The organism is Legionella taurinensis (assembly GCF_900452865.1).
GTDB classification, from domain to species: Bacteria; Pseudomonadota; Gammaproteobacteria; order Legionellales; family Legionellaceae; genus Legionella_C; species Legionella_C taurinensis.
In genome coordinates this window covers 1,086,614-1,110,512 of the sequence record NZ_UGOZ01000001.1, presented here as the reverse complement: position 1 = coordinate 1,110,512, position 23,899 = coordinate 1,086,614, and the positions used below count along the sequence as shown (strand labels likewise).

Genomic DNA, 23,899 nt, shown 5'->3' with positions numbered 1-23,899 from the left:
TGAGGCGCTCGGTTTAGCTGAACAAATCGCGGGGCGTGGGAGCCGGTGATAATCCTTCTTGCAGCGCATACTCTCTTGCCGCTAAAAATTCATCCACTTCCCGCATGGCCTTTTCACTGCTCCCAAGAAGCTGGCTTTTGATTAACACCAAATCGTCTTTTGAGTACGGTTTGAGATCCACTTTCTGAAACCGATTAAGCAATGCATCGGACAAGGCCTGCCGTTTGCCATAATGGATCGGGTTTTGTGTACCGATGACAAAAAAGCCCGGGTTTGCCGCCGGTTTCCCGTCTAAATCAACACCCGAAAGCAAGGCGTTTAGCACCCTCTCCAGGGGTAAGGAATTCATTTCATCAATCACGACCACAGCCCCCTCATGGAAGGCTTTGATCAACCGCTTTTCCATAATGGCGGGATCAGTCGGCGTGAGGTAGTAATAATTGTCTTTGGTATTGACGCCATCGGGATCGGCAGGACTGATGTTTCTCGATTTCAAAAACTCCATGGCCATACGACTCTTGCCTTCCCCCGCTTCCGCTTCAAAAATCAGTCCGCACGTTCCCACAGCCTGAAGCCCTGTCAGGCTGTTTTTGATTTCCCTGATATTGAATGCATCATGGAGTAGGCGCAGGGGATTCATGCGCTTTTTAGTCATTAAAAAGGCATCGTTCTTAAATTGCATCTGCTTTTTTAAATCGGCTTTGATCCCCTTCACCGGGACGCCAAAATTATCCGCAAGCCATTTTTGCAATTCTTTTCGCTGCCTCGGGTTCATCATGCCGCTCACTTCATCATAGACCGCAAGGCAAGCTGCAGTTTTCATGTCACCGGTTTTAAGATGCGATTGTGATGCCCGCAACACCATCATCTGCAGGTTTCGGGCAGTCACCGGGTGTTTATCCGGAAATTGGCTGTTCACCTGGTGGTACGTTTTTAAAAATACCTCATTCAAAATCGTCGTGTGATCGTCTTTAAATAAGGGCTTGGCCACCGGCGCAATGATATGCTTTGTCAGGAAGCTATCCGGTAATTCTTTAAACGTAATAACATGGCCTCGATCCGCAAGAAAGCGATGCCGTTCACGATCGGCAAAATAACCAAAATTACCGGCGAAAATAACCTGGTGTTTTTTTGAAACAGGCTTGAGATCACCGTCCAGCACAGAAGGCGGATTGCTGAATAAGCCTTCGAAACGATCCAAAACCCCGGGCGCCAGCAAATTGGCTTCGTCAATAAACAGGTAATTGTGTTCTTTGCCGGATTGCAGCCAGGCGCTGAGTTTATCCAGTCCAGTAAAGAGTGCGTAATCTTCTCCATGGGCTTTTTTCAGTTCCTGTTGTATAAACGTAGTCTTGCCTACACCTGACGATCCAACGATAAACACATAGGGCGACACATTGAGATGAGAAAACAGTTTTTCCCGGCGCTTCTCCATAATGGGGAGCACCGAGTCGGATTTTACTTTATTAAAGTGATTTTTCCATGCCATTTCAGCAAAAGGTTTGTTGACTTTATACGTTTTTTCCAATCGTAGGATCTGTTTCAACGGATTACTTTGAGGATGGGTTTTCATGAACTGAAGCAGGGTTGCCAATTGAATGTAATCAAATGCTTTGGCACCGCTTAGTTTGTAATAGTCGCAGCAAACGGGAACTAATCGCTCAACCTCCTTTGGATAGTCTTTTTTCAAAGCTTGCCAGTACGCTTCGTGGGTATAGCGGAGATCACTGGTTCTCGCTGTGGGGAAAGGATTTACATCATCGGTAATCAACACCAGTTTATTTTTTGGGGCTTTGATTCGGTCGCCATTTAAAATCATGTAACCATCGGGTAAAAACAGCGATTCAATCTGTCTGGCTAAAACAGGCGACAATCGACCTTTTAAAACAATGGAGCGATCGGCATGGCTGGGGATTGCACCGATTTGATGGTTAAACCGCTTTTTGCCATTGTCCCCATCACGGATTGCAATGTTTTCGATGAGATCGGCATAGGTTGTGTGCTCATCGACCGGGATCACCAAAGGATCCTTCCAATCCAGTTGTTTTTCTGCAAAATGAATGTCATTGGTCACTATGACGGCGGACTTGCACTCCAGCTTCTCCTCGTCACCACTGAATTTGACGGCTGTTTGGCTGGTCTTCATTTCAGCCGGGATGGTCACATCAGGAGAACAGGTAATGTATAACGACGTGTTCTGTTTGCCAGCTTCCATGATAATGCGGGCCCACTGTTCTTTACTTAACGTGTCCGTAACATGAAGCGGTAAGGTTTTATTTTTATAGGCCGCCAACAGACCCGGTAATTCAACAAGCCCTTCTTTTTCGACACGGTAGTGTTTGAACAAATGATTGACAGTATAGGCATTCAGCACCCATTGTTGTTTGACGGGCGAGCTTGATGCTTTATTTTCAATGGTGTATTTCGCTAAACCGTAGTCATACGGGACATCCAGACGAATAAACTGAAAATGCTCCGGTATGGCATAGTCTTTACCATTGATGGTGATTTTGCGATTAAGGTTGATTTCGCGCATAAACAGCCGAAAGGCCTCGTCATGCCAGGGGGCATTTCTCAAGATGAGGCCGGGTTTATTGCCTTTTAATGCCGCCACCAGCTCCGATTCCAGAAATTGATAACGTTCACCCTGGATTTGAAATTGACCTTTTAATTCAGACTCCCAGTCCTCCCCAAAAAAATCAATCTTAGCCCAGTTTTCCTGCTCTTTCGTCAGTGTCGAAACCGCGGCAGGGATCGAAGGTTCTCCCTTTAATGCCGCGGAGCATTGGCTTTTTACACGGAAACGCGAGTAAAAATCGTCCCCCATGACCTGTCCCTCGGGCAACACGCCAATGACCGTCAGCCCTTCCGGCAGCTTCACCCCGTTTAATGTCCTTATTTTATCCATTATCGAGTTGTAGCCGACATGCTGTGCCTCGAAATTTGACCAGTTGATGCATAACACATCACCCGGCTTGGCTTCTTTAACAAAGCGCATCACCGGGCTGTCGACGCGATGATAGTCTCCGGTAGCATTATCGATTACACAGGTGAATTCGCTGATGTCATCGAGGCTGTTGATGTAGAAACATCGGTTTTTTTTCTCAATCACACGCTGGTATAAGGCGGCATGCACGGATTCGATCTGGTTTGATTTTAAGGTGCATAAAATCGTTTGAAGGCCATCCGGCAACTGCGCACCTGCTTTTAACAACTCGTCAGCATAGTGGGAATAGTTGGTCGCTGTTGAGCGGAGAGTATCCCAGGTTCTGTATTTGTTATTGTCTAAAGAAACTGCCTTTTTAGGTACGATGGCTGGATTGTTATTATTCTGTTCTTTAGCCGGCATGGCCCTGGATTTTGGCTTGCTGGTCTCTAAGGTCTCAATTTTTTGATTGACAGGAGCCCCTCCCAAATCCAATCGATGCCAGCCGCCCTGCTCTTTGACTTCAATGTAGGCATGGCAGTCATTGTAAATGGCCCGCGCCTCGAGATTCAGCACGTCTGCCAGGGCCATAAAGGCCCAGGTTCTATGCCGGCAAACTCCCTGGCGCTCATGAATAATGCTGTTTAAGATCGCGACGCTGCTGTTGGTATCCCCCTTTAAATCGTTGAGATCAAATTGGCAAAAGGCCATCAGTACATTGCGGCGTTGCTCATAAGGATAGGATCTTATTTTTTTTAACGCAGGTGTTTCGAGATAATCGCCGTTTTCATCAAACGTCACCTGCTGAAGGGCCAGAATATCCTCAGGATTGACTTTATCCAGAGCAGGCGCTGGTTGCGTCATTTCATAATAATAATTCGACTGGATTAAATAGGTCACCGTAAAAATCGCCTTTGAGGGATCCTTAGACCTCACGTAGTATAAATTTTCCTCCTCGCAATACACGATTTCTACATCAACCCTTGGGTTGGTTTCAAAGCCAACCAGACGATCAGAGGGGGATAATGAGGGGAGTGCTGTTTCGCCTGAAACAATTTGTTTACCCAGATAATAAGTGAGATTAGTTTCATATTGACTGAAATACACTGACTTCAGATCGTCAACACGATCGACCTTCACTGCCTTGAATTGTTTGTCGTTGGTTTCGACGAGTTTAACCTGCCCTTTCCGCTGCAGTTTTGGAAAGACCTGGTTTCGGTAATGATCAGGTAAGGGGTATTTTGAGTCCGGTTTGTAATAAAACACCTGGGAGGTGCTGACGTCAACGTTTTTTAAGCCAGTATCCTTATCAATTTCCTTCGGCGGTTTATTTTTTCTCCGGAGATCGTGATGGACCTTGCTTGTTGAATGACCACCCGTTGAATACTCGCTTTTGGAGGAGTACTCGTTCATTCCCTTAAGCGAATTGCTCTGCATGTCCGATACATCGGATAAATTGATCTCGCTTCTGGGAAGTTTTTTCACTAAATCAGGAAAACGGGTATAAACCCTGTCCAGTGCTTCCGCGTCCAGCATAAAAAGCAAGTCCTCCGTCAGCAGGGTGGAGGAAACTGAAATGGATAAGCTCGTCAACTGTTTACAACGATTTAAAATAGCAGCTAATACGTCATTCGTAATGAGAGTCTTTATGATGACCAACTCCCTTAGATTTTCCAATGCTGGCAATTTTGGAAGCTGAAGGCCATTTTTAGCATCGAAACTGCAACTGGTTAATGTCAATTGGGTTATTGAGGGGAATTTTTGCAGAAAAATGTCTAAAGCGCCTTTCTGATTGGTAACCCCCTTTAAAGACAACCGTTGTAATGAATCATTCTGCACCAGCTCCGTGCTGTGGGCTAAAGGAAAATCGTCGACATGCTCGAAATTTAATTCGGTTAACTGGCGGGCCTGATTGATCAGAAGGATAAACAGTTTACTGTTTTCATCACACGCAATATGCAATCCACGCAATAATGCAAGACTCTCTGGTTTGAGATTAAATGAAAAATCCCCCTTCTCTGCATTGATGTGCCTCACAGTAAGCATCATTAACTGCACAGACGCATTGAGCAGGGAGGCTAACCCTGATGCACTCACCGGGCTGGCCAAATTAAGGTAGAGAAGATTGTTAAGTCCCTTTGGCTGTAAACTGCCGGTTAGGTTATCTATCACTGCATTGGATTCAATGCGTAACGAGCATAATTGAGGACAGCGGCTAAGCAACAGCCCTATTCGCTCGTTAGTCAAGCCCTGCGTGATACGACTACCCTGTGTGACCTCGAGATGAGTCAGCCTGGGAAATTCGCCCAATTCAGAAAAGAACGTGTCGTCCGGGTTAAAATCATTATTGATTTTCAAGTGTTCAAGCTGCGGCATCCGCTGCATCACGAAGCGCCATCTGTCTTCCGTTAACGAATAAAGAGTCGGTGATAACGTAAACGACTTAAAACCGAAGGTATCCGATTCCATGATACCGGGATGATTCAGGTAATGAATGAACTTCCCTTTTTTTAATTTGGGTAGGTAACTTGCAAGATTGGCTACTGTTCTGGTGCTGAATTGGTGGACCACTGTCTCAGGCGACGTGATCTGGGATGCGGGAGGAGAGATTAATTCCCTCAGATTCGGGGCATGATGGATTAAGCGAATATAATCATCGTCCTCGATACTTGTCAGATTTAAATTAAGATAAGTCAGGCTCTTCAGCGCTTTCTTTTCGAGCTGCTGAGTAAACCCTTTTTCTAAACTGGCCTGTCCTAAATCCAAACCGGTTAACCCCGGGCAGGCATTGAGCAATTGAGCAAATTCACCGGGTTGAAATGCGTAGTCAGAAAAAACCAGATGTTTTAAATGAGCACAGGCCTTAATTAAGGACATCAGTTTATTAAACGGCAGGTTCTCCCGGGTTTCGTTGATGATTAATTGGTTAATCGGTTCCAGAAGCCCACTCTCTTCCATTAAGGAACTGTCGGTGTTTTTATCGTATTTCAATGAAATGAAAACCTTGCCTTTGAGAATCGATTGAAGCACGGACTGGTTTTCTTTACTCTTCCAATTCTGTAGACCCTCTTTGGAGTCGATAGTCACCTCAACAGGCTCGCTTTTATCCAGAAACTCGTAAGCGTCTTTAAGGTCCATGGCATTGACCGATTGATACCATGGATCACTGGCATTTCTTTGCCATGTTGCCTTAGGAAAGGAATGAAGTAACTTCTCCACTTGCCTGGGGTAAGCCACAAATGCTTCATCACGGCTGATATTCACATCAGCCAATTGCTGGGTCATTCGGGGGGACGGCGGCATGGTTTGAGGCAATAATCGGACCAAATCAGCCTGGGTTCTTATTGGGGTAAATGTCTCTGTGTAAGCATAAAGTTCATATCCTTGATGAAGCAGCGCGGTCCATAACATCAGGGTATCCTGCTCGAATCCCTGATTCTCAGGACGGGTAAGAATGATTTTTTTCTTTTTAAGCTGACTGATGGTCTTGGGAAAGCGCCAGCAATCCTTTTTTCCTTGCAGCAAACGCGGTAAATCCAAATCATGGGTCACAGTGTTTGTATAACGTTGCGAAGTAGCCGCACTGGATGCGCTGTACATCAACCCTAGCTGCTGAAGGATTTTATTGTGCATACTTTAGAATCCGGATTGTTCAAGAATCAGTGCGTCTCCTTTTTTACATCGGAAAAGCATTGCCCCTCTAATCTGGATAATTTTACATCATAATGCTCACATTGATAACATTAGAATGAACAACAGCCCTAAAAAAGTCGACGGGTATTTGTTAAGGCGCGGTTCGCCAGGGCAATCAGGCGAACGCCTCAGTCCGCCATGTTGCTCTGTACACTGCCCCAATTTTTAATTCCTGCCCCTTGTTTTAAGTCGTCGGGCAAGGCGTTTAAGGCTTTTTGTGCTTCTTCGTAGCTGTTGTAACTGCCATAAAGGCCTTTATAGTAAGTACTGCCGTTTTGGTGGTATTTGATTTCCGCCATGCGGTCATTTTTAGGGGCTTTATACAGTTTGCCGGCCACATTCGAGGCTTTTTGATCACTGGCTATTTCAATCGTATACCCTTGGGGATTCTGGTTACTGACCCAGTTTCTGTCTCGATCCTTAGCCCGTGTGGGTGAATGGTAAGCGCCCACGTGGTAGCTTTCGGGAACCGTCACCATGCCGCTACCGGTAATGGGATATTGTGAATAGTTATCCGGATTGACATCATAAGTCTGGCTGTATTGCAACTCGGAATAATTGTAAGACGCATACTGGCTGTAATCCGGTGAGTCATTGACCGTACAGGAACATAAGGCGCCGGCGCCCAAACCAAGAACCAGTCGTTGTAAACGATTCATAATGCCCCCTTTTTTCTTATTCTTCCCTGTGTTGCTGTTGAAATCTTGAGTTCTATAACAAAGATAGCATAAAGTATTCCATTTCCTTTGGTTGAATTGACTTATGTGGACTCATCGACGCTCCGGGCAAATCCATCAACGCGGCACCCACGATCACCGCGACCCTTATGAACGCGACAGAACGCGGGTCATCCATTGCCCGGCGTTTCGGCGCCTGCAGCGAAAAACCCAGATTTTAGGCACTGACGAGGGCGATTTTCATCGCACCCGTCTCACCCACTCGCTGGAAGTCGCCTCCATCGGGCACAGCATCGTGCGTAATTTAGCCACTAACCTGCAGGAAGGCATTGTCTTGAGCCTTCTGCCCAGCGACGACCTGATTACCGTCATCTGCCTTTTGCATGACATTGGTCATCCGCCTTTTGGCCACGGCGGCGAAGTGGCTCTCAATTTCATGATGCGCGATTATGGCGGTTTTGAAGGCAATGGCCAGACACTGCGCCTGCTGACCAAGGTCGAAAACAGTTACGGCGCCTTTGGCCTTGATTTGACACGCCGCTCCTTGCTTGGGCTGCTTAAATACCCGGTCAGCCGCAGCCAGGTGGTCGCCCCGGAGCGGCCCGAACACGCGCCCATGATGCATAAAACCATCCGGATCAATGACTGGCTGCCGCCTAAGGCCTATTTTGATTGTGAACAACCGGAAGTGGACTGGTTGCTGTCGCCGTTTTGCGAGCAGGATCGCACCCTGTTTCAATCCCTGCAATCCAATCCGTCAGGCCGCCAGCACGGCAAAGCCGCCTACCATTCCTTTGATTGCTCCATCATGGACATCGCCGATGACATTGCGTACGGTGTGCATGATCTGGAAGATGCCATTCATTTACGCCTGATTGACCGGGATCAACTGGACAATGACACCTTCCGGCAGTTGCTTCAGGCCACGCCCTTGAGCCGAGAACAGACAGCGTTACTTGACAACCTGTTTGCCAGTGAAATTTTTCTGCGCAAACAAGCCATTGGTGAGATTGTCAATTACCTCATCACCTCCACGCAGGTGCGAATTATCAATCCTGATTTTAATGACAATCTCTTAAAGCACAACATGGTTTTAATCCCTGAAGCCCAGGCATTATTAGGTTATTTAATGGATTGCATTTATCGTCATGTGATTGATTCTCAGGAGGCGAGAACCTTTGAATACGGCGGACAAACGGTCGTGCTTCGCCTGTTTGAAGCCATCAGTTCCAACCCCGGCAGCCTGCTCGACATGAAAAACCGACAGCTATTTAATGAGGCGCGCAGTGATCAGGAAGCCTTTCGTATTGTCTGCGATTACATTGCCAACATGACGGATGAATACGCGTACCGCATGCACGAACGTTTGTTTGGATTTAATACAAGAACGATTTTTGAACGATTGTGATGCCATCGTTGGAAAACGATGGCGTCCCCAGGGGGATTCGAACCCCCGTTACCGCCGTGAAAGGGCGATGTCCTGGGCCTCTAGACGATGGGGACCCTGACTTTGTAACGCGATTTGTAACACACACCAAAAATGGCGTCCCCAGGGGGATTCGAACCCCCGTTACCGCCGTGAAAGGGCGATGTCCTAGGCCTCTAGACGATGGGGACCTGGAACTTATTATTCATCAACTCAAGAGTTGATGGTGGAGCTAGGCGGGATCGAACCGCCGACCTCTTGCATGCCATGCAAGCGCTCTCCCAGCTGAGCTATAGCCCCAAAATTGAGATTCGAAGTTTAATTAGGCCCTCAATGACTGTCAAGTAATTTTTGCGAATAACCCAGGAATTCTTTCTCTTTACCAGCGGCGACCACATCATAGTTCAAAAAATAAACAAATGAATGACGGGCGACTTTTTCCCTTTATTTTGAGCAACTTACATCCGCGTCTCCCAAGGCCCGCATAAATGAATTGATTAATACTCCCTTAAGTATTTACGATGTACAATTTGCAGTTTGTTTACACAAGGCACACTGAATCATGTACTTATCCTCTGAAGAATGGCGCGTTGCAGAATACCAGTTAAGCAATAAACCCAATGGCACGGTTCTCCCCTACTCTGCTGTGCGGACACCCTCAGGAGAAGTCGTTGCCCGCCCCAATCGCCCTCAACTTTTTAATGCTTATGCATCAGACGAATCCGGCACGGTCAGCAATACATTTCATTCCTTCATCAAAATGGATGGCGAAATTTTTGCTCTGGCTCAGGGTAAAACACCGCAAGCCATTCTGGGCCAGGGAAGTTTTGGAAAGGTCAAATTCATACAAAATAAAAAAGGGGAAGTTGCGGTTGTTAAAATAGAGACACACAATGAAACGCCGAAAGAAGCAGTGATTTTAAACGACCTCAAGCTGAACAATGACATTCCCTTCTCGCGTGGAAAAGTGCAACGTCCTGATAAAACTAAATTTTATACTCACCAGGCGGATCTGGGGGTATCGCTCTCTAAACTGTTGAGAAACTACGAATTGCAGGTCTGCCTCGTTGAACCGCCTGATGAGACCCTCGACAGCCGCACGCTTTGCCTTTATCCAAAAGACAACACCCTGCAATGTAAATTCATGGAAAATAAAAATCATCAACTGAAAGGAGGCGATGTCATAAGCCAGCTTAAGCTCCCGATGAATGACGATTATCCCGGCATTGAGGCCAGCTTTCGAAATGCCCTGAACGATTTTGAGCGTTTAAAGACCCACATCGACGGCGCAGAAAAAAACCTTCCGCCCCGTCTCTGCAAAAAGCCGCCTCTGGATACCGGGATTAGGCAGAATACGCTCTATCTCTACTTAACGGACAAAGGATTAAACTATGCCTTTAAGACACAGGCAAATAAAATCATCCGATCCATTCCTGACGGAGAGTACCCTTACATCTGTCAGGCGCTTTGCGACACCCTGGTGGATGAGCCCTTAAAAAAACGCATCCATGCTTCGTTGGGACTCTACCCGCATCAGGGTGTGTTTCCTCTCACGCTGGATAATAACCGCCGCTTGCAAATCGCAATCGACATTTGCCTGCAACTGGATGCCCTGCATCGGGGCTTGAGTTCAAAATCCGGCACGCCTTACAGCCATGGCGATATCAAACCCGAGAACATTGTCATGGATGCCAAAGGTCAATGCCACTTCATTGACTTTGGGTTTTCAGACACCAACCCGACAACGCCCGCGGCCTCGCTATGCGGCACCCCCACTTACCTGCCCTGGTTGGACTTTGACGCTCCCATGCCTACCCGGCAGCGCCTCGATCTCATTGCCTTAAAGCGGGTGCTGTCGATGCCTCAGGGGCTGGAGTGCATCAGTGGCAAATATTACCTTTTGAAAGAAGACAGGGAAAAGACAAGTGTTTTAACCGATGAGATGATTACTCAACTTAAGCTGGCCCCCTACCTTAACAGCACGTCGTTCAGTATGAATGACACAGCCATGACGCTGTCCGCCATTCTGATTACGGCACAATTGGGTTTAGGTATTGTTTATGAATCACTGCTGCACAATAGCGACAAATCCTTAATTATTGTGGAATATTACAAAAAACGCAGGAATTCCCCCACATTAAAAAAAGACATACTCACCGCCCTGGAAGAGACAACCACCCTGCCGATGAGGGCATCTCTGGTTGAAGAGGGTTGCTTTGAGGCGCCGCAACAGGTTGCCAAACAACAACCTGTCAAATTTTTAGCCGCCTACTTTAAGAAAAATGGCCTACGCATTAACGTAGACGGCATGGACAAAGCCCGCGCGCTGATTGAAGCCATCGAGGCTGGCTTTACCGAGTTTCATCTGGTTAAACTCACCCATAAAGAACCCTACCAGATCAGGGGGATTGTCCGTGCGAAAAAATTTAACTTAAACGACAACGAAACCGCTTTTCTTTCAGAAACCACAACGCCTCATGCCAGCATTGCCCTGGGTTTTTGCCAACATCCAAACGAGGCCGAATGTTATCTGCAATTCTGTCAGACCTTAAGTCAATTGGAGACCGAAATCGCCTCTCTGGCTCCTGAGCTGAAGCTGACAGCAGGCACGCTTGTTGGCCGCGTGTACAGCACCCTCACCAACCTCAAGGCAGAAGGCAACCGCTGCGATCAATTTTACCGTTTTTACAAGGAAATGCGGGGCGCCATCAAAGACCATTATGGCGTTTTATCATCCAATCCCAGACTAAAATCGCTGATGGATCTTCTCGTGTCCGAGCTTGATTCTCTGCGGGTGTTTTATCCCATTGACCACCCAGCCCAGCAAAAAAAGGACATGCCTGCCCTGTTTTTCAAGCCGCAAAGCCCAAACAGCAATCCGATGACGAGCATTCAAATCCCCACCTTTTCACCCAAAAACAGCTAGGAAAGAAACCGGCTTCATCACCATCAGATAAAAAACAAGCAACAGGCTGATGAAGGCCGGCCAGCCCAATAGAAACCACCATTTAAAATGGCGGTAATAAGCAGGCGGCAGCGCTTGATTGGCCTTGGCTGCCTCAACGGTGATGTTTTTTATTTGAATTTGCAGGTACACCACAATAAACCAGCAGAGGGCAGTGACGGTGTAGCCGATTATGGCTCCCCAGATCCAGAACAAAGTCAAGGAATAACCCGCGAGATACACCATCCATAGTCCTGTCACCACCTGAATAACCCCCGAAGAACCGGTAAACAACCAGTCGACCCAAACCACGTACTGATTGATACCGGCCATCAAGGGCACGTTTTTGGTGCAGTGCCCGTATAACATCACGCTGGCGGTACCAAGACCCGTGCCAAATAGAACAGTAGAACTTAAGACATGGATGTATTTAAGCCAGAAATAGAGCATTAATCCCTCTCCAAAACACATAACATCATGATGCCCACCAGGATGGGTATGTTTTTTACCACCGGGCCAAACGGTTCCAGCCACAACGACGGCAATGCGATGGAAATGATAAGGGTATAAGCCACGATAACCGCCATTTGCACCCAGCAAAATAAACGGGTTTTAATATGCAGGAGCAGCGCCATACCAATGATGGCATTCAGGGTGGCTGCACCATAGAGTAACGCGGGTTGCGCTGTTGAAGGGATGCCGATGTCCGATAGCAACGCATAAGAATGGTCCCTGCCGTAAAAATAGCTCGTCAGCGCACTGGCAATCCACATGAACGCCAGGCTTAGGCGAAGCAACGGCGTCAACACCAGAAACTGGGCGGTCAGGCGATCACCTTCGGTACCCGGGGTTTGCCGCAACCCCTCTTCAAACGGCCTGGGTTTAACCCCCGTTGTCTGTTCAAATTGAACGGCTTCATCCCGGCTGGCGGTATTCCCTTTCTCAAGCATCTTAAGCGCCGCGCTGTTAATGCGCGAACCCGAGATGAAATTGCCAAACCACGCAGCGATGTTTAACAGCCAAAGCGGCAGCGGCACCATGAACGTTGGCTTAAGCTTTAGCCAACACCGCAGGCTTAGCAACAGCTGCCTGATACTGATTTCCTGACTGCTCACGGCCGTTAAGATTTCAAACCGCGATAAAGGTTTATCCACCAACTGATGGATGGCCTCACTCAAATCATCGACGTGGATGGGTTGTAAACATTGGTCGCCATGGCCAGGTAAAGGAATGAGGGGCAATGACGCGAGGCTTGCCATCAAGGCAATGCCGCCACGGGCGCCCTGACCATAAATAAACGACGGACGAAGCACATAGGCGGGGACCGTCGAGGTTTTTAACCATTCTTCCGCAGCCAGCTTGCTTCTGGCGTATTCCGTGTCATACCGTTCAATGCCAAGCGCTGACACATGGATGATCTTTTTTACCTGTTGCTTTTCCGCCGCGGTGTACAGGGCTTTAGGGGCTAAGTAATGCAGGGTCCAAATCACGGCCTTGTTGAAATGATAAAAAATGCCGACGCAGTTAATGATCACGTCCACACCTTCAAGCCTCGGCAACCAGATTGCCGGGGCAGTGTCCTCTAAAAAATCGCAGGCAATCACCTCGGCTTTAGGGAATTGCTTAAGAAACTCGTGAGGATGGTGAACAGCACAAAGAACCTCATGGTCACTGTGGAGCAACCGTTTCATTACGTGTTCGCCGAGAAAACCCGTGGCGCCTAAGATCATGATTTTCATGGATTATCCCCGATCGGGCTGTTGGTTTTTGGCGATCGCGTGTAGCCTAAAAATCCCCCCGCACAACCACTGAGGGCACCAATAAAAAACAGGACAAAGGTAAGAAAGGCATTCAAAGTCAGCACTTTCTTGCGAGTCTCGATGTTGAGGTGAAGCGGCGATTTTTTCCTGGTATCAGCCACGGTCTCCGTCAGCATGGGGGCGTCATTGGTTAATTTGATGGCCACAAGATTTGAAGTAAAATTGGAATGAAAGGCCGTGTACTGAATCATGTTGGTGATTAAAATAATCGTCATGATAAGCAGCATTGACCAGGCGATAAACCCGATTAATAAACCAAAGGCCCGGGCCTTGACCACCACCGGCGTTAATTTTCCAGCCACCCAGCCGGTCGAGAACATGGCTAAAATAGCCGCCAGGCAAAAGCACAGGAAGCCTGAAAAGGAAAAAAACGTATTGCCTTCGCTATCGATTGAAAAACTGCTGAGTCCTAACCCGAGCGACAGGAGATTGAGCAGGAAATTAAGCCCCACCCCGACCACGCCGCCGGCAAAAATGGCCGACCAGGAAAGGTAGCGTTTTTTTTGTTTCATGATGAATGACCCTGATAAACATAAAGGATTAACAGCACCAGGCCAACCGCAGCAATAAGGCCATGCCCCAAAGGCAGGACTTTAGCAATCGTTTTACCGGTCAAATCGAGATACACCATGAACACACCGCCCATGGTGGCCAGCACAAAGAAGACCAGCGCCCAGACGGGTGTGTCATACATCAGCGAATACCCAATAAGAAGTAGAACGCCTAACAGAGCAAAACCGCCATGAATCAGCGCCACGCCTTTGGGTGTGTTCTTGTTGGTTAAAATGAAACTGGCGAGATAAAGGCCTAACAGCGCGGCCAACACAAAAACAATAATGGCTAAAACCAGCATGGTTACACCTCCTTGTTATAATTAGGCCGCAGGTTTCTTGTTGCCGGCCCTTCGAGCACTTCACCCTGCGGCAAAAACCGGCTGCCGTGGCAAGGGCAATCCCAGGGTTTTTCCGCGTCATTCCAATGCACCACGCATTTCATATGGGTGCACACAGCCGACACAACATGCACCTGGTCCTGCTCCTCCCGGGATACGGCCCATTTCTCGCGGTCAAACTCTAAAATTTTACCCTCGCCCTGACCGACCTCGGCATAGTCTTTGGCGGCAACTTGCGGCAAAATTACAGCGAAAATGACTGTTGAGGTTATCCTCAATAGTCTAGGCTTAATTTAAGAAGGGATGGCAGAGAATGCAGTTAAAAGAACGGCACTTGACGTGCCGCTCTTTTAAATCAAGCTGAAGTCGTTTCAGAGCGTTTTTTGGCTTGTTTTTTTAATTTTTTCCACTCACGGTCTTTGTTGAAAACGAAACCGGCTGCTTCTTCAATGAAGAAACCAATGTCATCAATATTTGCCCAAGCGCAATAAGCATTGATTTTCTCGAAAGTTTCACTGCTGATTTCAGCCTTGATTTTTTCTTTTTTCTGGAAACGATTCCCACTAATAATAGGCATTTTCTACCTCTGTTGTTATTTATGCAAATAAATCTTAACAAAATAAAATACGCTTGCAAAGTAAATACCTGGCTATGATTCAGGAAAAAAGACAATCATTTCATCAGCGGGAATGGTCTCTCGATTTCAGGGTAAAAAATGCTCCAAATTCGTTCACAATAATTCAAAATATTGCTGTGTTTTTGCAGATAGGATTTTAAAGGATCCTCGTAGGGGACCCAGACAATATTGACCAGGAAAGCAAAAGCCGTTGCATCAATGCTGGTAATCTCGTCACCGAGGAAATATTTTTTGTTGCCAAGGGTTATGGCAATGGCATCCAGCGTTTTTGTGGCGAGTTTGAACACCTCCTCCGGTTTATGGCGGCCAGTTCCCTGCTGATGGAGCGCGTGAAGGGTGGCTTTCCTGACGCTGTTGGGGACAAATTGTCTGGCAATCCAGGGGAGTTTGCCAAAAAAGCCCTCTTTCACAAAAGCCCAGCCTGCGTCCTGCTGCCAACGGTAATACAGCATGAACCAGTACACGCGTTCAGTAAAGGCATTGTCCAGCAGGGTCATTAAGGCACGTTGATCGTCACGGAGCTTGCCATCGAGGACATCGCCGTATTTTTCCTTCAGGTGGTCAATGATCAGTTCACTGTCGGGGAGAAGTTCTCCTTCGATCTTAAGGCAGGGCAGCTTTCCCTTTGGACTCTTGCGCGGATCCATGACAAAACGGATTTCATAAGGCATTTCAATCATGCGCAGGTAAGTCTCAAGCTTTAAGCAGAAGGGGCTGGCATTGGGCAACCCCCAATGGCAGGGGAACTGATACAGAGTAATCATGGTTGGTTATTCCTTTACAAATGGACAACAGGCCGGGAGGCACTCAACCTCCCGGCATTTATATGAACATCTTGATTATACTCATGATATTATTGGCATCAAAGTACTATTGCGGGAGTGAATGAATGGCTGATTGTCCTTGCGGCTCACTTAAAGACTACAAGCAATGCTGCGGTTTATACCTTGAGCAATCGCAGCGCCCGCCTACCCCTGAGGCCCTGATGCGCTCACGTTACACGGCTTATACGCAAGCCAACATGACTTACATTAAAAACACCATGAAAGGTGAGCCTCTGCTTGGCTTTCATGAACACGAGGTAGCGCAATGGGCTGCTAAAGTCGATTGGCTTGGTCTTCAAGTGGTCAACTGCACGCTCGACTCCGACAACCCGGATCGGGGTTATGTCGAATTTCTAGCCAGCCTGCGGGATGGCGGCAAATTACAGGCCATTCATGAACGCAGTGAATTCATACGCGCGGAGGGGCAATGGTTTTACACGGCAGCTCATAAACCGCTTTATGCGAAACCGCAACATAAACGCGCCATTTCCCGCAATGCGCCCTGTCCCTGCGGCAGTCAGAAAAAATATAAAAATTGCCACGCGCTGTCTGAGCGCCAGAGGCATTGACTTCCGCGTAACCGGGTTTCCGGCTTACCGGTACTCTGCTTAAAGACAGCGGCATCCAGGGATTAATCCACGGCAACCGCAACACCGGTCGGCAGTTGCTTTTGCTTAAAAGGAGTGAAATTATAAGATTCGACAGGAGGCATTCAAGGGAATACTCCTCACCGCTTAACATTTTTCTTAAGGGACACGTTCATGAAAAAAAGGATACCTGGCATTTTCGGCTTCGGACTCATTCTGCTTTCCGCTTTAGGCAATGCCGGGACGCAGCCCAAATTCAGTATTATAAACACCGTAAGACCACCCGCATTGATTGCCCCAGGGGATATCGTGGGAGCCCAATACCTGGTCACTAACAATACCCTGATTACCCGTGAACTGACCCTGGTTCCGCTCACCGGCGTTCAACAGATCACCGCAGGCCCAAACGCCTGCCAGAATCCTTTTGTCCTTGCCCATGGCCAAAGCTGTTTTTTAAATCTGGTGTTTAATTCCAATTTTGCAAACGGGGTGCACAATGGCCCTGAAATCTGTAAAACGGTGGCGGGCGGCGGCAATGTGCCGAGTCAATTTTTATGCTCGCAACCCAGCCGAACCGATTTACTGAATATTACGGTGCAATAAGGCAGGCGGCCCTCACCGTGATGCACGGTGAGGCTCCTTTTATAATTGACGTAAATGCGGGAATAGAATCACATCGCGGATGGACTGTGAATTGGTAAACAGCATGACCAGCCTGTCCACCCCAATCCCTTCTCCGGCTGTCGGTGGCATACCATACTCCAACGCCTCAATGTAATCGCTGTCAAAATGCATGGCTTCCAGATCACCGGCCTCTTTTTCTGCTACCTGCCTGTGGAAGCGTTCCGCCTGATCTTCCGCATCGTTTAATTCCGAGAAACCATTGGCAATTTCGCGACCGGCAATAAAGAATTCGAACCGATCGGTGACTTCCGGATTGCTGTTGCTGCGTCTGGCCAGCGGCGAAACTTCGGTCGGGTAACCGGTAATGAAGGTCGGCTGGATAAGTAAATGCTCAACCGTTTCTTCGAAAAGAATCATTTGCAGTTTACCTAAGCCGTCGGAGGGTTTAAACCCAAGACCCTTTTGTTTCAGGATGTCGCGGCAGGAGTCCACACTCTCCAATTGCTCCGCCTGAATTTGGGGATGGTGGTGCAAAACAGCTTCTTTCACAGTCATTCGCGCAAACGGTTTGGCAAAATCAATCACCCAATCCTGGTAGCTTACCTGACGGCTACCCAGCACCTCATCACAGAGGAAATGCAGCAATTGTTCGGTGAAATCCATCAGATCGTCGTAATCGGCATAGGCCTGGTAAAACTCAATCATGGTGAATTCAGGGTTATGGCGGGTGGAAATCCCTTCATTACGGAAATTGCGGTTGATTTCATACACGCGCTCAAAACCGCCCACCACCAGCCGCTTAAGGTACAGTTCCGGCGCAATGCGCAAAAACATTTGCATATCCAGGGTGTTGTGATGAGTGACAAAGGGACGTGCCAATGCGCCGCCCGGAATGGGGTGCATCATCGGGGTCTCCACCTCCAGAAACTGGTGATTATCCATGAACTGGCGCAAGGCTTTAATCAGGCGGGTGCGTATAATGAAGGTTTTACGGCTCTCTTCATTGGCAATCAAATCCACATACCGTTTGCGGTATTTCATTTCCTGGTCGGACAGGCCGTGGTATTTATCCGGCAAAGGACGCAAGGATTTGGTCAGCAGTTCAACCTGCTCGGCATGAACAGTCAGCTCCCCTGTATTGGTTTTAAACAGTATGCCGTTGACGCCGACAATGTCACCCAAATCCCAATGTTTAAATTGCTCATACACTTCCGGCAAATCATTTTGACGGACATAAACCTGGATTCGGCCGGACACGTCCTGAATATGGAAAAAGCTCGCCTTGCCCATGATGCGCCGCAACACAATACGGCCGGCGATGGTTACCTTTACGGCTTGTTCGGCTAATGCCTCTTTTTCAAACCCGTCGTAATCTTTCAATAACTCCGCGGCCAAATGCTGTCGATGAAAATGATTGGGGAAATTAAAACCCTGCTGACGCAACTCGCCAAGCTTTTGTTTGCGAATATGGTAGACTTCGCTTTCATCTAAAATCTCTTCTGTCATGCTGCCCCTACTCCTGCTTTCAAACTGGCGTGAATAAACTGATCCAGATCGCCGTCTAACACGGCCTGGGTATTGCTGGTTTCAACGCCGGTACGTAAATCTTTAATGCGCGACTGATCAAGCACATAGGATCGAATCTGCGAACCCCAGCCTATATCCGATTTACTGGCCTCCAGAGCCTGCTGTTCGGCATTTTTCTTTTGCATTTCCAATTCATAAAGCTTGGCGCGCAACTGCTTCATGGCATGGTCTTTGTTTTTGTGCTGACTTCTGTCAGTCTGGCATTGAACAACAATGCCTGTCGGCTCGTGGGTAATCCTTACCGCCGAATCGGTACGGTTCACATGCTGTCCGCCTGCGCCTGAAGCACGGTACGTGTCAATGCGTAAATCCGCGGGATTGATTGCGATGTCGATGTCATCATCCACTTCCGGCGAAACAAACACGGCCGAAAAGGACGTGTGACGGCGGTTGCCCGAATCAAATGGCGATTTGCGCACCAGACGATGCACGCCGGTTTCCGTTCGGAGCCAGCCATAGGCGTATTCACCGCTGAAATGGATGGTGGCACTCTTGATACCGGCCACATCGCCGGCTGAGCATTCAATCAATTCGCACTGAAAGCCATGGTGCTCACCCCAGCGCAAGTACATGCGCAGAAGCATTTCCGCCCAATCCTGCGCTTCGGTGCCGCCGGAGCCGGATTGGATGTCGAGGTAGGCGTTGGCATGATCCATTTTGCCCGAAAACATGCGGCGAAATTCCAAATCGGCGACCTGTTTCTCTACTTTTTCCAATTCCTGGGTGATGTCGCTGATTGTGCCCTCGTCCTCTTCCGCGCGGGCCATGTCAAAAAGCTCGGATAAGTCCACCATGCTCTGGCTTAAATCCTGAAGCTGATGAACCACGGCTTCCAGTTGAGCCCTTTCCTTACCCAGGGACTGGGCCTGTTCAGGATTATTCCAGACGTCAGCCGATTCCAGTTCGCGGACTACTTCCTCAAGACGCTCCCGTTTATTATCGAATTCAAAGATACCCCCGAAGCGCTTGAATGCGGTCATTCAAATCGCTTAAATTGAAAGTAATCTGGTTCACTTCTAACATGCTTTTCCCAGTAAAATAAATTCAAATACGCTAGTTTACAAGGAAAGCCTCCTCTTAACCAGCCAAACCCATAAAAAATGCACAATAAATTAGCAGATTAATCAGCGAGGCTCGGTTTCTGCATGGCAGAGGGGCTATTCCTTCCACCTGAACAGGCGTTATACTATGGATGATTAATTTTTAGACGAACCCCATGTTGACTCCGCACTCCGATTCCCTGATCCACCCTGCGCTTGAGCTCAGGCACTACTCGAAGGAAACCCACAGTCATAGCCACACCTATGCGCAATACGTGTTTCCCCTGCAGGGCAGTCTCGAGATTGAAATCAATCACCGCGGCGGCCTGTTAACAGAAAATCGCGCCGCCTTTATTGCGCCATCGCATCAACACGGTTTTGCCGGCAGTGAGGACAATTTATTTTTAGTCATGGATTTGCCGCAGCCTCCGCGGATAGCCACAACACAACCTGCGTTTTTGACCATCAATCCCATGCTTGGGCATTTGTTAAAATTCATCCACCATTACCTTCTTCAAAATACAAGGCACAACAGCACGCAAGCCATTATTCAGACGCTGCTTGCCGCCTTGAATGAGGATTTAAAACCCCTATTGGATCAACGGGTGCTGCTGGCTAAACAGTGGATTGATCGGCATTACCGAGAACCCATTTCGCTCGCCCGGCCAGCGGCTTATTGCCATTTGAGCGTCAGCCAGCTGCAGCGTCGTTTTAAACAGGCCATGGGACAAACGCTGGGACAATACTGGCGCGACCAGCGCCTGCTTGCCGCCCAAACCCTGATGACGACCTCGCCTCACAGCCTGCAACGCATTGCAATGGACGTGGGTTATGAGAATCTGGCTGCCTTCAGCCGCGCTTTCTTAGCCTGGTCCGGCACCTCGCCCAGGCAATGGCGACATGATTTTTTCAGCAAAGCGAATGCGGTTTAATGGTAAGGGATTCCTGTCCCGGTGAAAGTAAACTAAGTCTCTTTGTTTTACCGAGATGCCGGAATGCCCAGACGTTTACTCCCCTTTTTATGGCTTATCGCCGCCCAAACCATGGTGGCCGTGAACATTGTTTGTTCCAAATACCTTCTCACCCACAGTCCTGCGTGGTTTTTGTTATTGCTGCGCTTTAGCTTAGCCGCTCTGCTGCTCTTGCCCCTGCATTGGTTAACACCGGCAAGAAAACGCACAGTGGCTGATTATTTTCAATCGCTGCCTAAAGGACAGTGGTTTTTAATAATCGCCCAAGCCCTGTCAGCCGGTTTGTTGTTTAATTGCTTGCTGTTACTGGGTCTGCACTACACCCATGCGGCTGCCGCCGGCATTATTACCAGCGCTTTACCCGCCATCATTTCCTTACTGGCCTTTATTTTTCTTAAGGAAACGCTGTCTCAGCAAAAAATAGCCAGCATTGCCCTGGCTTGCCTGGGCCTTGTCTGCCTTGCCGGCAATTCCTTCCATGCCTCGCACCATTCCCTGCGCGGGGATGCGCTGATTTTCTTATCCTTACTGCCAGAAGCGGCGTATTATCTGCTCTGCCAGTGGCGAAGCGTGCAACTGCCGGTGTTTTTGCTATCTGCGTTAATGAACGGCATCAATGCGCTTTTACTGTTGCCGGTGGGGTTGTTAAACTGGCCGAGCCTGCGATGGCATCCTCTCCTGGCAGCCCTCGTCCTGCTTCTGGGTTTAAGTTCGGGATTGTTTTATGTCTTCTGGTATTTCGGTTCACGCAGGAATGATGCCACCCTGGCCTCCCTGTCCACAGCCCTGATGCCTGTTGCCACAAGCCTTATTGCCTGGGCCGCTTTGGGGGAACGCTTGTCGATGCTGCAGCTTACGGGCATGAGCCTAGTGATGTTGTCTATTTTCATTTATGCGCGAAAGCAATGAGGACGCTGGGCGTTAGAGCCCAGCCCTGCTGAGAAAGGCGTCACATTTGCGAAATAAGACCAGCCACAGTAGCCGCCGTTCCGACAATAATGCCAATGGTGCCTTTATGTTCCCATACGCGACTGAAAAAGCCCGGCGAAGGCGGAGTTGAATCCGACTTGGCTTTCGTTTCCTGTTGTGACGCTTGCAGTCCGTGTTGTTTTTCTTCCAGCAACGGCCCTTTTGTTTTTTGACTAAAGAAAGGGCACTTATCGATGTTTTTAACCAACAGCCGTTTTTTCATTTTTTCCGGATCAGGCAAATCGACTTCGGCATACCGTTTGTGGGTTAAATCAATCGATAATTCTTTCGCTAACGAAGGGAATAAACGGGCAATCAAGGGTTCCAATCCTGCATTGATGCCACGCGACGCGGCCGATTGAGCACTGGTCAAGGGAAACTCCTGCAGCTTATTGCCGATGAGGTAAAGCATTTTCAATGCGCTGCACAGGACGTCGAGCTCCTCCGACTTTAACTGGTTAAGAATGGCTTCCGTGCTCACGCCCGGCTCTGCAAAACGACAGATTAAACCCGGTAACTTATCAAAATTTAACAGCTTGCGCAGGTACTGCAGAACGGGTTGGCAATAGTCAAACTGGGCCCCCAGCACCGGCTTTTTATCTTCTTCGGGAAAATTGGCAAGGAGTGCCATAAAGCTGGACAACACGTTTGTGTCTTTGATAGGAAGGGCTTTTAACAGGGTGTTAAAGTCACTGTCAGAGCCTTTTGTCACGGCATCTGAAAGCAGCTGCTCCACAATCATCTGCTCTGCAACCAGCAAGGCCGTAGACAAGACCGAGGCCACATGGCTGCCGGTATTAAACGAAGGCAAAACCAGCATGCCATTGAGTTTCACATCAATCAGGTGATCGTGTTGTTCAATTACCGCCATGTCATCAAAGGGACGGAAAACAGGTTGCCCCGCACTGTCTTTGAGTTCAAACGCATAGGCGATGGCTTTAAGATTATTATCAATGACAACAAAGGGATTGGTAAACCGAACAGGCAAGACCGTGCGTTTACTGCGCGGTTGACTGACTTTAAGCGGCTGGACCATCTCATCCTGCAAGGCGCCGGTTAAGAAATCGTCAATGACGGAAGGATCGTCTTTTAATGCAGCCTGCAGGCGGTTATAAACCACCTGAAGCGACGTATCTAACAACGGTCGGGGATCAAACGGGTATTGTTGCAGGTAATCAAAAATCACATACATGGCATTAAAGGCCTGATTCTGGATAAATAACCCAAGACCGCTGCTGTTAACCAGGTTTCCAGATTGCAGCAATTTTTGCTGCGTCGGGCGCTTCTCATAAAAACCGCCTTCGGCGAGCGCTGAAACGCGAATAATGTCTTCGGTGATTTCCTGGGGCAGGATGTCACCGGTTTTTTCATGAATAATCCAGCCTAAGGGCGCAAATTCCTTGTCGGTGGCAATCGCCAGGCCATTGGCCTCTCGCGTAAATTCCTGCTTGTCGTCCATGTAGAAACGAAGTTTACTGATGGCCGCTGTCTGTGATTGGGCGGCGAACTGCTCCACCACCAGGGCAAACGGTTTGCCGGAGGTGCGAAGCGCGTTATCCAGCAACGCCCTGTCTTTCGGAGAAAACTCAGCGGGACAAGTCAGGTAAATAAATCCCTGTTTCGTTAATTCATAACGCAGATTACGACCCACATTCCATACCGGGGCATGAAGAATATCCCAAAGCCCCTGTTCGCCATAAGTACCCTGACGATTGACATGCACCAACGGTTGAGCCCGTTCGTTTAATAATTTTGAACGCCCCAAGGGTAAATGACTGATGAATTCCAGCGACTGCCCTACCGCCTTGGGATGGGTGGATTCAACGTCGCTGAAGAACAGGTTGGCCTCATCATCGCCATGGGCAGGGCGTTCAACGGGATTATCACGGTAGTCAAATTCGGCCACCTGCTGCAGTAATCCGGCACGCTGGCCCTGGCCGAGATGGAATCGAATGACGAGGGCACCGATGTTTTTGAATCGTTCGGTAAACGTCGCCAGCGGGCTTAAATTGGGGTTAGGGTCAACGTATTTGCTTTGCTCAAAATGGTCCGGGGTATAAAGCGCCCCTTTGTAAGAAAGCGTCACCCCTGGGTAAGATTTTTTATCCTGTTTAATCTGCTCGTAAATACTGGTTGTGCTTTGCATGAAACGGCTCACTAAATAACAGACAGAAAGGTTATCAACAATACATTAACGGAAGCTTAAGAACTGAATAACCAACAACCAAGAGGATATAAATACCAACTTCTTGTTTATTTAAAGTTCACGTTGTGTTATTAAT

The 23,899-nt window shown here is 48.3% G+C and carries 18 protein-coding genes and 3 tRNA genes; 6 read left to right on the top strand and 15 right to left on the bottom strand.

Annotation, left to right across the window (positions count from 1 at the left end; translation table 11 throughout):
• Positions 1-13: 13 nt before the first annotated feature.
• Complete coding sequence (locus DYE45_RS05240) at positions 14-6,559, bottom strand: hypothetical protein (protein ID WP_115300559.1); 6,546 nt, start codon at positions 6,557-6,559, stop codon at positions 14-16.
• A 188-nt stretch (positions 6,560-6,747) separates the two neighbouring features.
• Positions 6,748-7,278 (bottom strand): SPOR domain-containing protein, encoded by a 531-nt coding sequence (locus DYE45_RS05235; protein ID WP_108292070.1) that lies wholly within the window; start codon positions 7,276-7,278, stop codon positions 6,748-6,750.
• Positions 7,279-7,381: 103 nt separating this feature from the next.
• Here DYE45_RS05235 and DYE45_RS05230 point away from each other — a divergent pair, with 103 nt between their 5' ends.
• Positions 7,382-8,704, top strand: coding sequence for an anti-phage deoxyguanosine triphosphatase (locus tag DYE45_RS05230; protein ID WP_108292072.1), 1,323 nt, complete (start codon positions 7,382-7,384; stop codon positions 8,702-8,704).
• Between the two features lie 19 nt (positions 8,705-8,723).
• On the opposite strand, the gene DYE45_RS05225 is transcribed toward DYE45_RS05230, so the two are convergent.
• The 3 genes from DYE45_RS05225 to DYE45_RS05215 form a co-directional block, all read right to left on the bottom strand.
• Positions 8,724-8,799: transfer RNA gene (locus DYE45_RS05225), tRNA-Glu, on the bottom strand.
• Positions 8,800-8,837: 38 nt separating this feature from the next.
• Positions 8,838-8,913, bottom strand: a tRNA-Glu gene (locus DYE45_RS05220).
• Between the two features lie 33 nt (positions 8,914-8,946).
• Positions 8,947-9,022, bottom strand: a tRNA-Ala gene (locus DYE45_RS05215).
• 262 nt (positions 9,023-9,284) lie between these two features.
• Between DYE45_RS05215 and DYE45_RS05210 the strand changes: the two genes are divergently transcribed.
• A complete protein-coding gene (locus DYE45_RS05210; RefSeq protein ID WP_115300558.1) occupies positions 9,285-11,648 on the top strand; it encodes a hypothetical protein in 2,364 nt (787 codons plus the stop codon).
• Here the strand turns inward: DYE45_RS05210 and DYE45_RS05205 are convergent.
• The 7 genes from DYE45_RS05205 to DYE45_RS05175 all read right to left on the bottom strand — a co-directional run bounded on the left by DYE45_RS05205 (position 11,631) and on the right by DYE45_RS05175 (position 15,779).
• A complete protein-coding gene (locus DYE45_RS05205) occupies positions 11,631-12,116 on the bottom strand; it encodes a DUF2269 family protein (RefSeq protein WP_108292076.1) in 486 nt (161 codons plus the stop codon). The genes DYE45_RS05210 and DYE45_RS05205 overlap by 18 nt on opposite strands.
• A complete protein-coding gene (locus tag DYE45_RS05200; protein ID WP_108292078.1) occupies positions 12,116-13,405 on the bottom strand; it encodes an SDR family oxidoreductase in 1,290 nt (429 codons plus the stop codon). The genes DYE45_RS05205 and DYE45_RS05200 overlap by 1 nt, the downstream gene beginning before the upstream one ends.
• Entirely contained in the window at positions 13,402-13,998 is a 597-nt protein-coding gene (locus DYE45_RS05195; protein ID WP_108292080.1) for a hypothetical protein, read from the bottom strand. The genes DYE45_RS05200 and DYE45_RS05195 overlap by 4 nt, the downstream gene beginning before the upstream one ends.
• Positions 13,995-14,339, bottom strand: coding sequence for a hypothetical protein (locus DYE45_RS05190; protein ID WP_108292082.1), 345 nt, complete (start codon positions 14,337-14,339; stop codon positions 13,995-13,997). The genes DYE45_RS05195 and DYE45_RS05190 overlap by 4 nt, the downstream gene beginning before the upstream one ends.
• Positions 14,340-14,341: 2 nt before the next feature.
• Positions 14,342-14,620: a Rieske 2Fe-2S domain-containing protein gene (locus DYE45_RS05185; RefSeq protein ID WP_207393861.1), complete on the bottom strand. Its 279-nt coding sequence runs from the start codon at positions 14,618-14,620 to the stop codon at positions 14,342-14,344.
• 113 nt (positions 14,621-14,733) lie between these two features.
• Positions 14,734-14,955 carry a hypothetical protein gene (locus DYE45_RS05180; protein WP_058525500.1) on the bottom strand — a complete coding sequence of 74 codons (222 nt, stop codon included), beginning with the start codon at positions 14,953-14,955 and terminating at the stop codon, positions 14,734-14,736.
• Positions 14,956-15,050: 95 nt separating this feature from the next.
• Positions 15,051-15,779: a glutathione S-transferase family protein gene (locus tag DYE45_RS05175; protein ID WP_108292086.1), complete on the bottom strand. Its 729-nt coding sequence runs from the start codon at positions 15,777-15,779 to the stop codon at positions 15,051-15,053.
• A 125-nt stretch (positions 15,780-15,904) separates the two neighbouring features.
• Here DYE45_RS05175 and DYE45_RS05170 point away from each other — a divergent pair, with 125 nt between their 5' ends.
• Positions 15,905-16,408 carry a YchJ family protein gene (locus DYE45_RS05170; RefSeq protein ID WP_115300557.1) on the top strand — a complete coding sequence of 168 codons (504 nt, stop codon included), beginning with the start codon at positions 15,905-15,907 and terminating at the stop codon, positions 16,406-16,408.
• Positions 16,409-16,600: 192 nt separating this feature from the next.
• Complete coding sequence (locus DYE45_RS05165; protein WP_108292090.1) at positions 16,601-17,029, top strand: hypothetical protein; 429 nt, start codon at positions 16,601-16,603, stop codon at positions 17,027-17,029.
• Positions 17,030-17,068: 39 nt separating this feature from the next.
• Here DYE45_RS05165 and lysS read toward each other — a convergent pair whose 3' ends face one another.
• Together lysS and prfB are read right to left on the bottom strand one after the other, a co-directional pair.
• Complete coding sequence (gene lysS, locus DYE45_RS05160; protein WP_108292092.1) at positions 17,069-18,556, bottom strand: lysine--tRNA ligase; 1,488 nt, start codon at positions 18,554-18,556, stop codon at positions 17,069-17,071.
• A protein-coding gene (prfB, locus tag DYE45_RS05155) for a peptide chain release factor 2 (RefSeq protein ID WP_108292094.1) occupies positions 18,553-19,660 on the bottom strand; the annotation gives its coding sequence in 2 pieces (ribosomal slippage) (positions 18,553-19,584 and positions 19,586-19,660; 1,107 coding nt in all). The genes lysS and prfB overlap by 4 nt, the downstream gene beginning before the upstream one ends.
• Before the next feature lie 193 nt (positions 19,661-19,853).
• Between prfB and DYE45_RS05150 the strand changes: the two genes are divergently transcribed.
• On the top strand, positions 19,854-20,609 hold the full coding sequence (locus DYE45_RS05150) for a helix-turn-helix domain-containing protein (RefSeq protein WP_115300556.1): 756 nt from the start codon (positions 19,854-19,856) through the stop codon (positions 20,607-20,609).
• A 63-nt stretch (positions 20,610-20,672) separates the two neighbouring features.
• Positions 20,673-21,557, top strand: coding sequence for a DMT family transporter (locus DYE45_RS05145; protein ID WP_108292475.1), 885 nt, complete (start codon positions 20,673-20,675; stop codon positions 21,555-21,557).
• A 40-nt stretch (positions 21,558-21,597) separates the two neighbouring features.
• On the opposite strand, the gene ceg17 is transcribed toward DYE45_RS05145, so the two are convergent.
• Entirely contained in the window at positions 21,598-23,763 is a 2,166-nt protein-coding gene (gene ceg17 / locus DYE45_RS05140; protein WP_115300555.1) for a Dot/Icm T4SS effector Ceg17, read from the bottom strand.
• Positions 23,764-23,899: the final 136 nt, after the last annotated feature.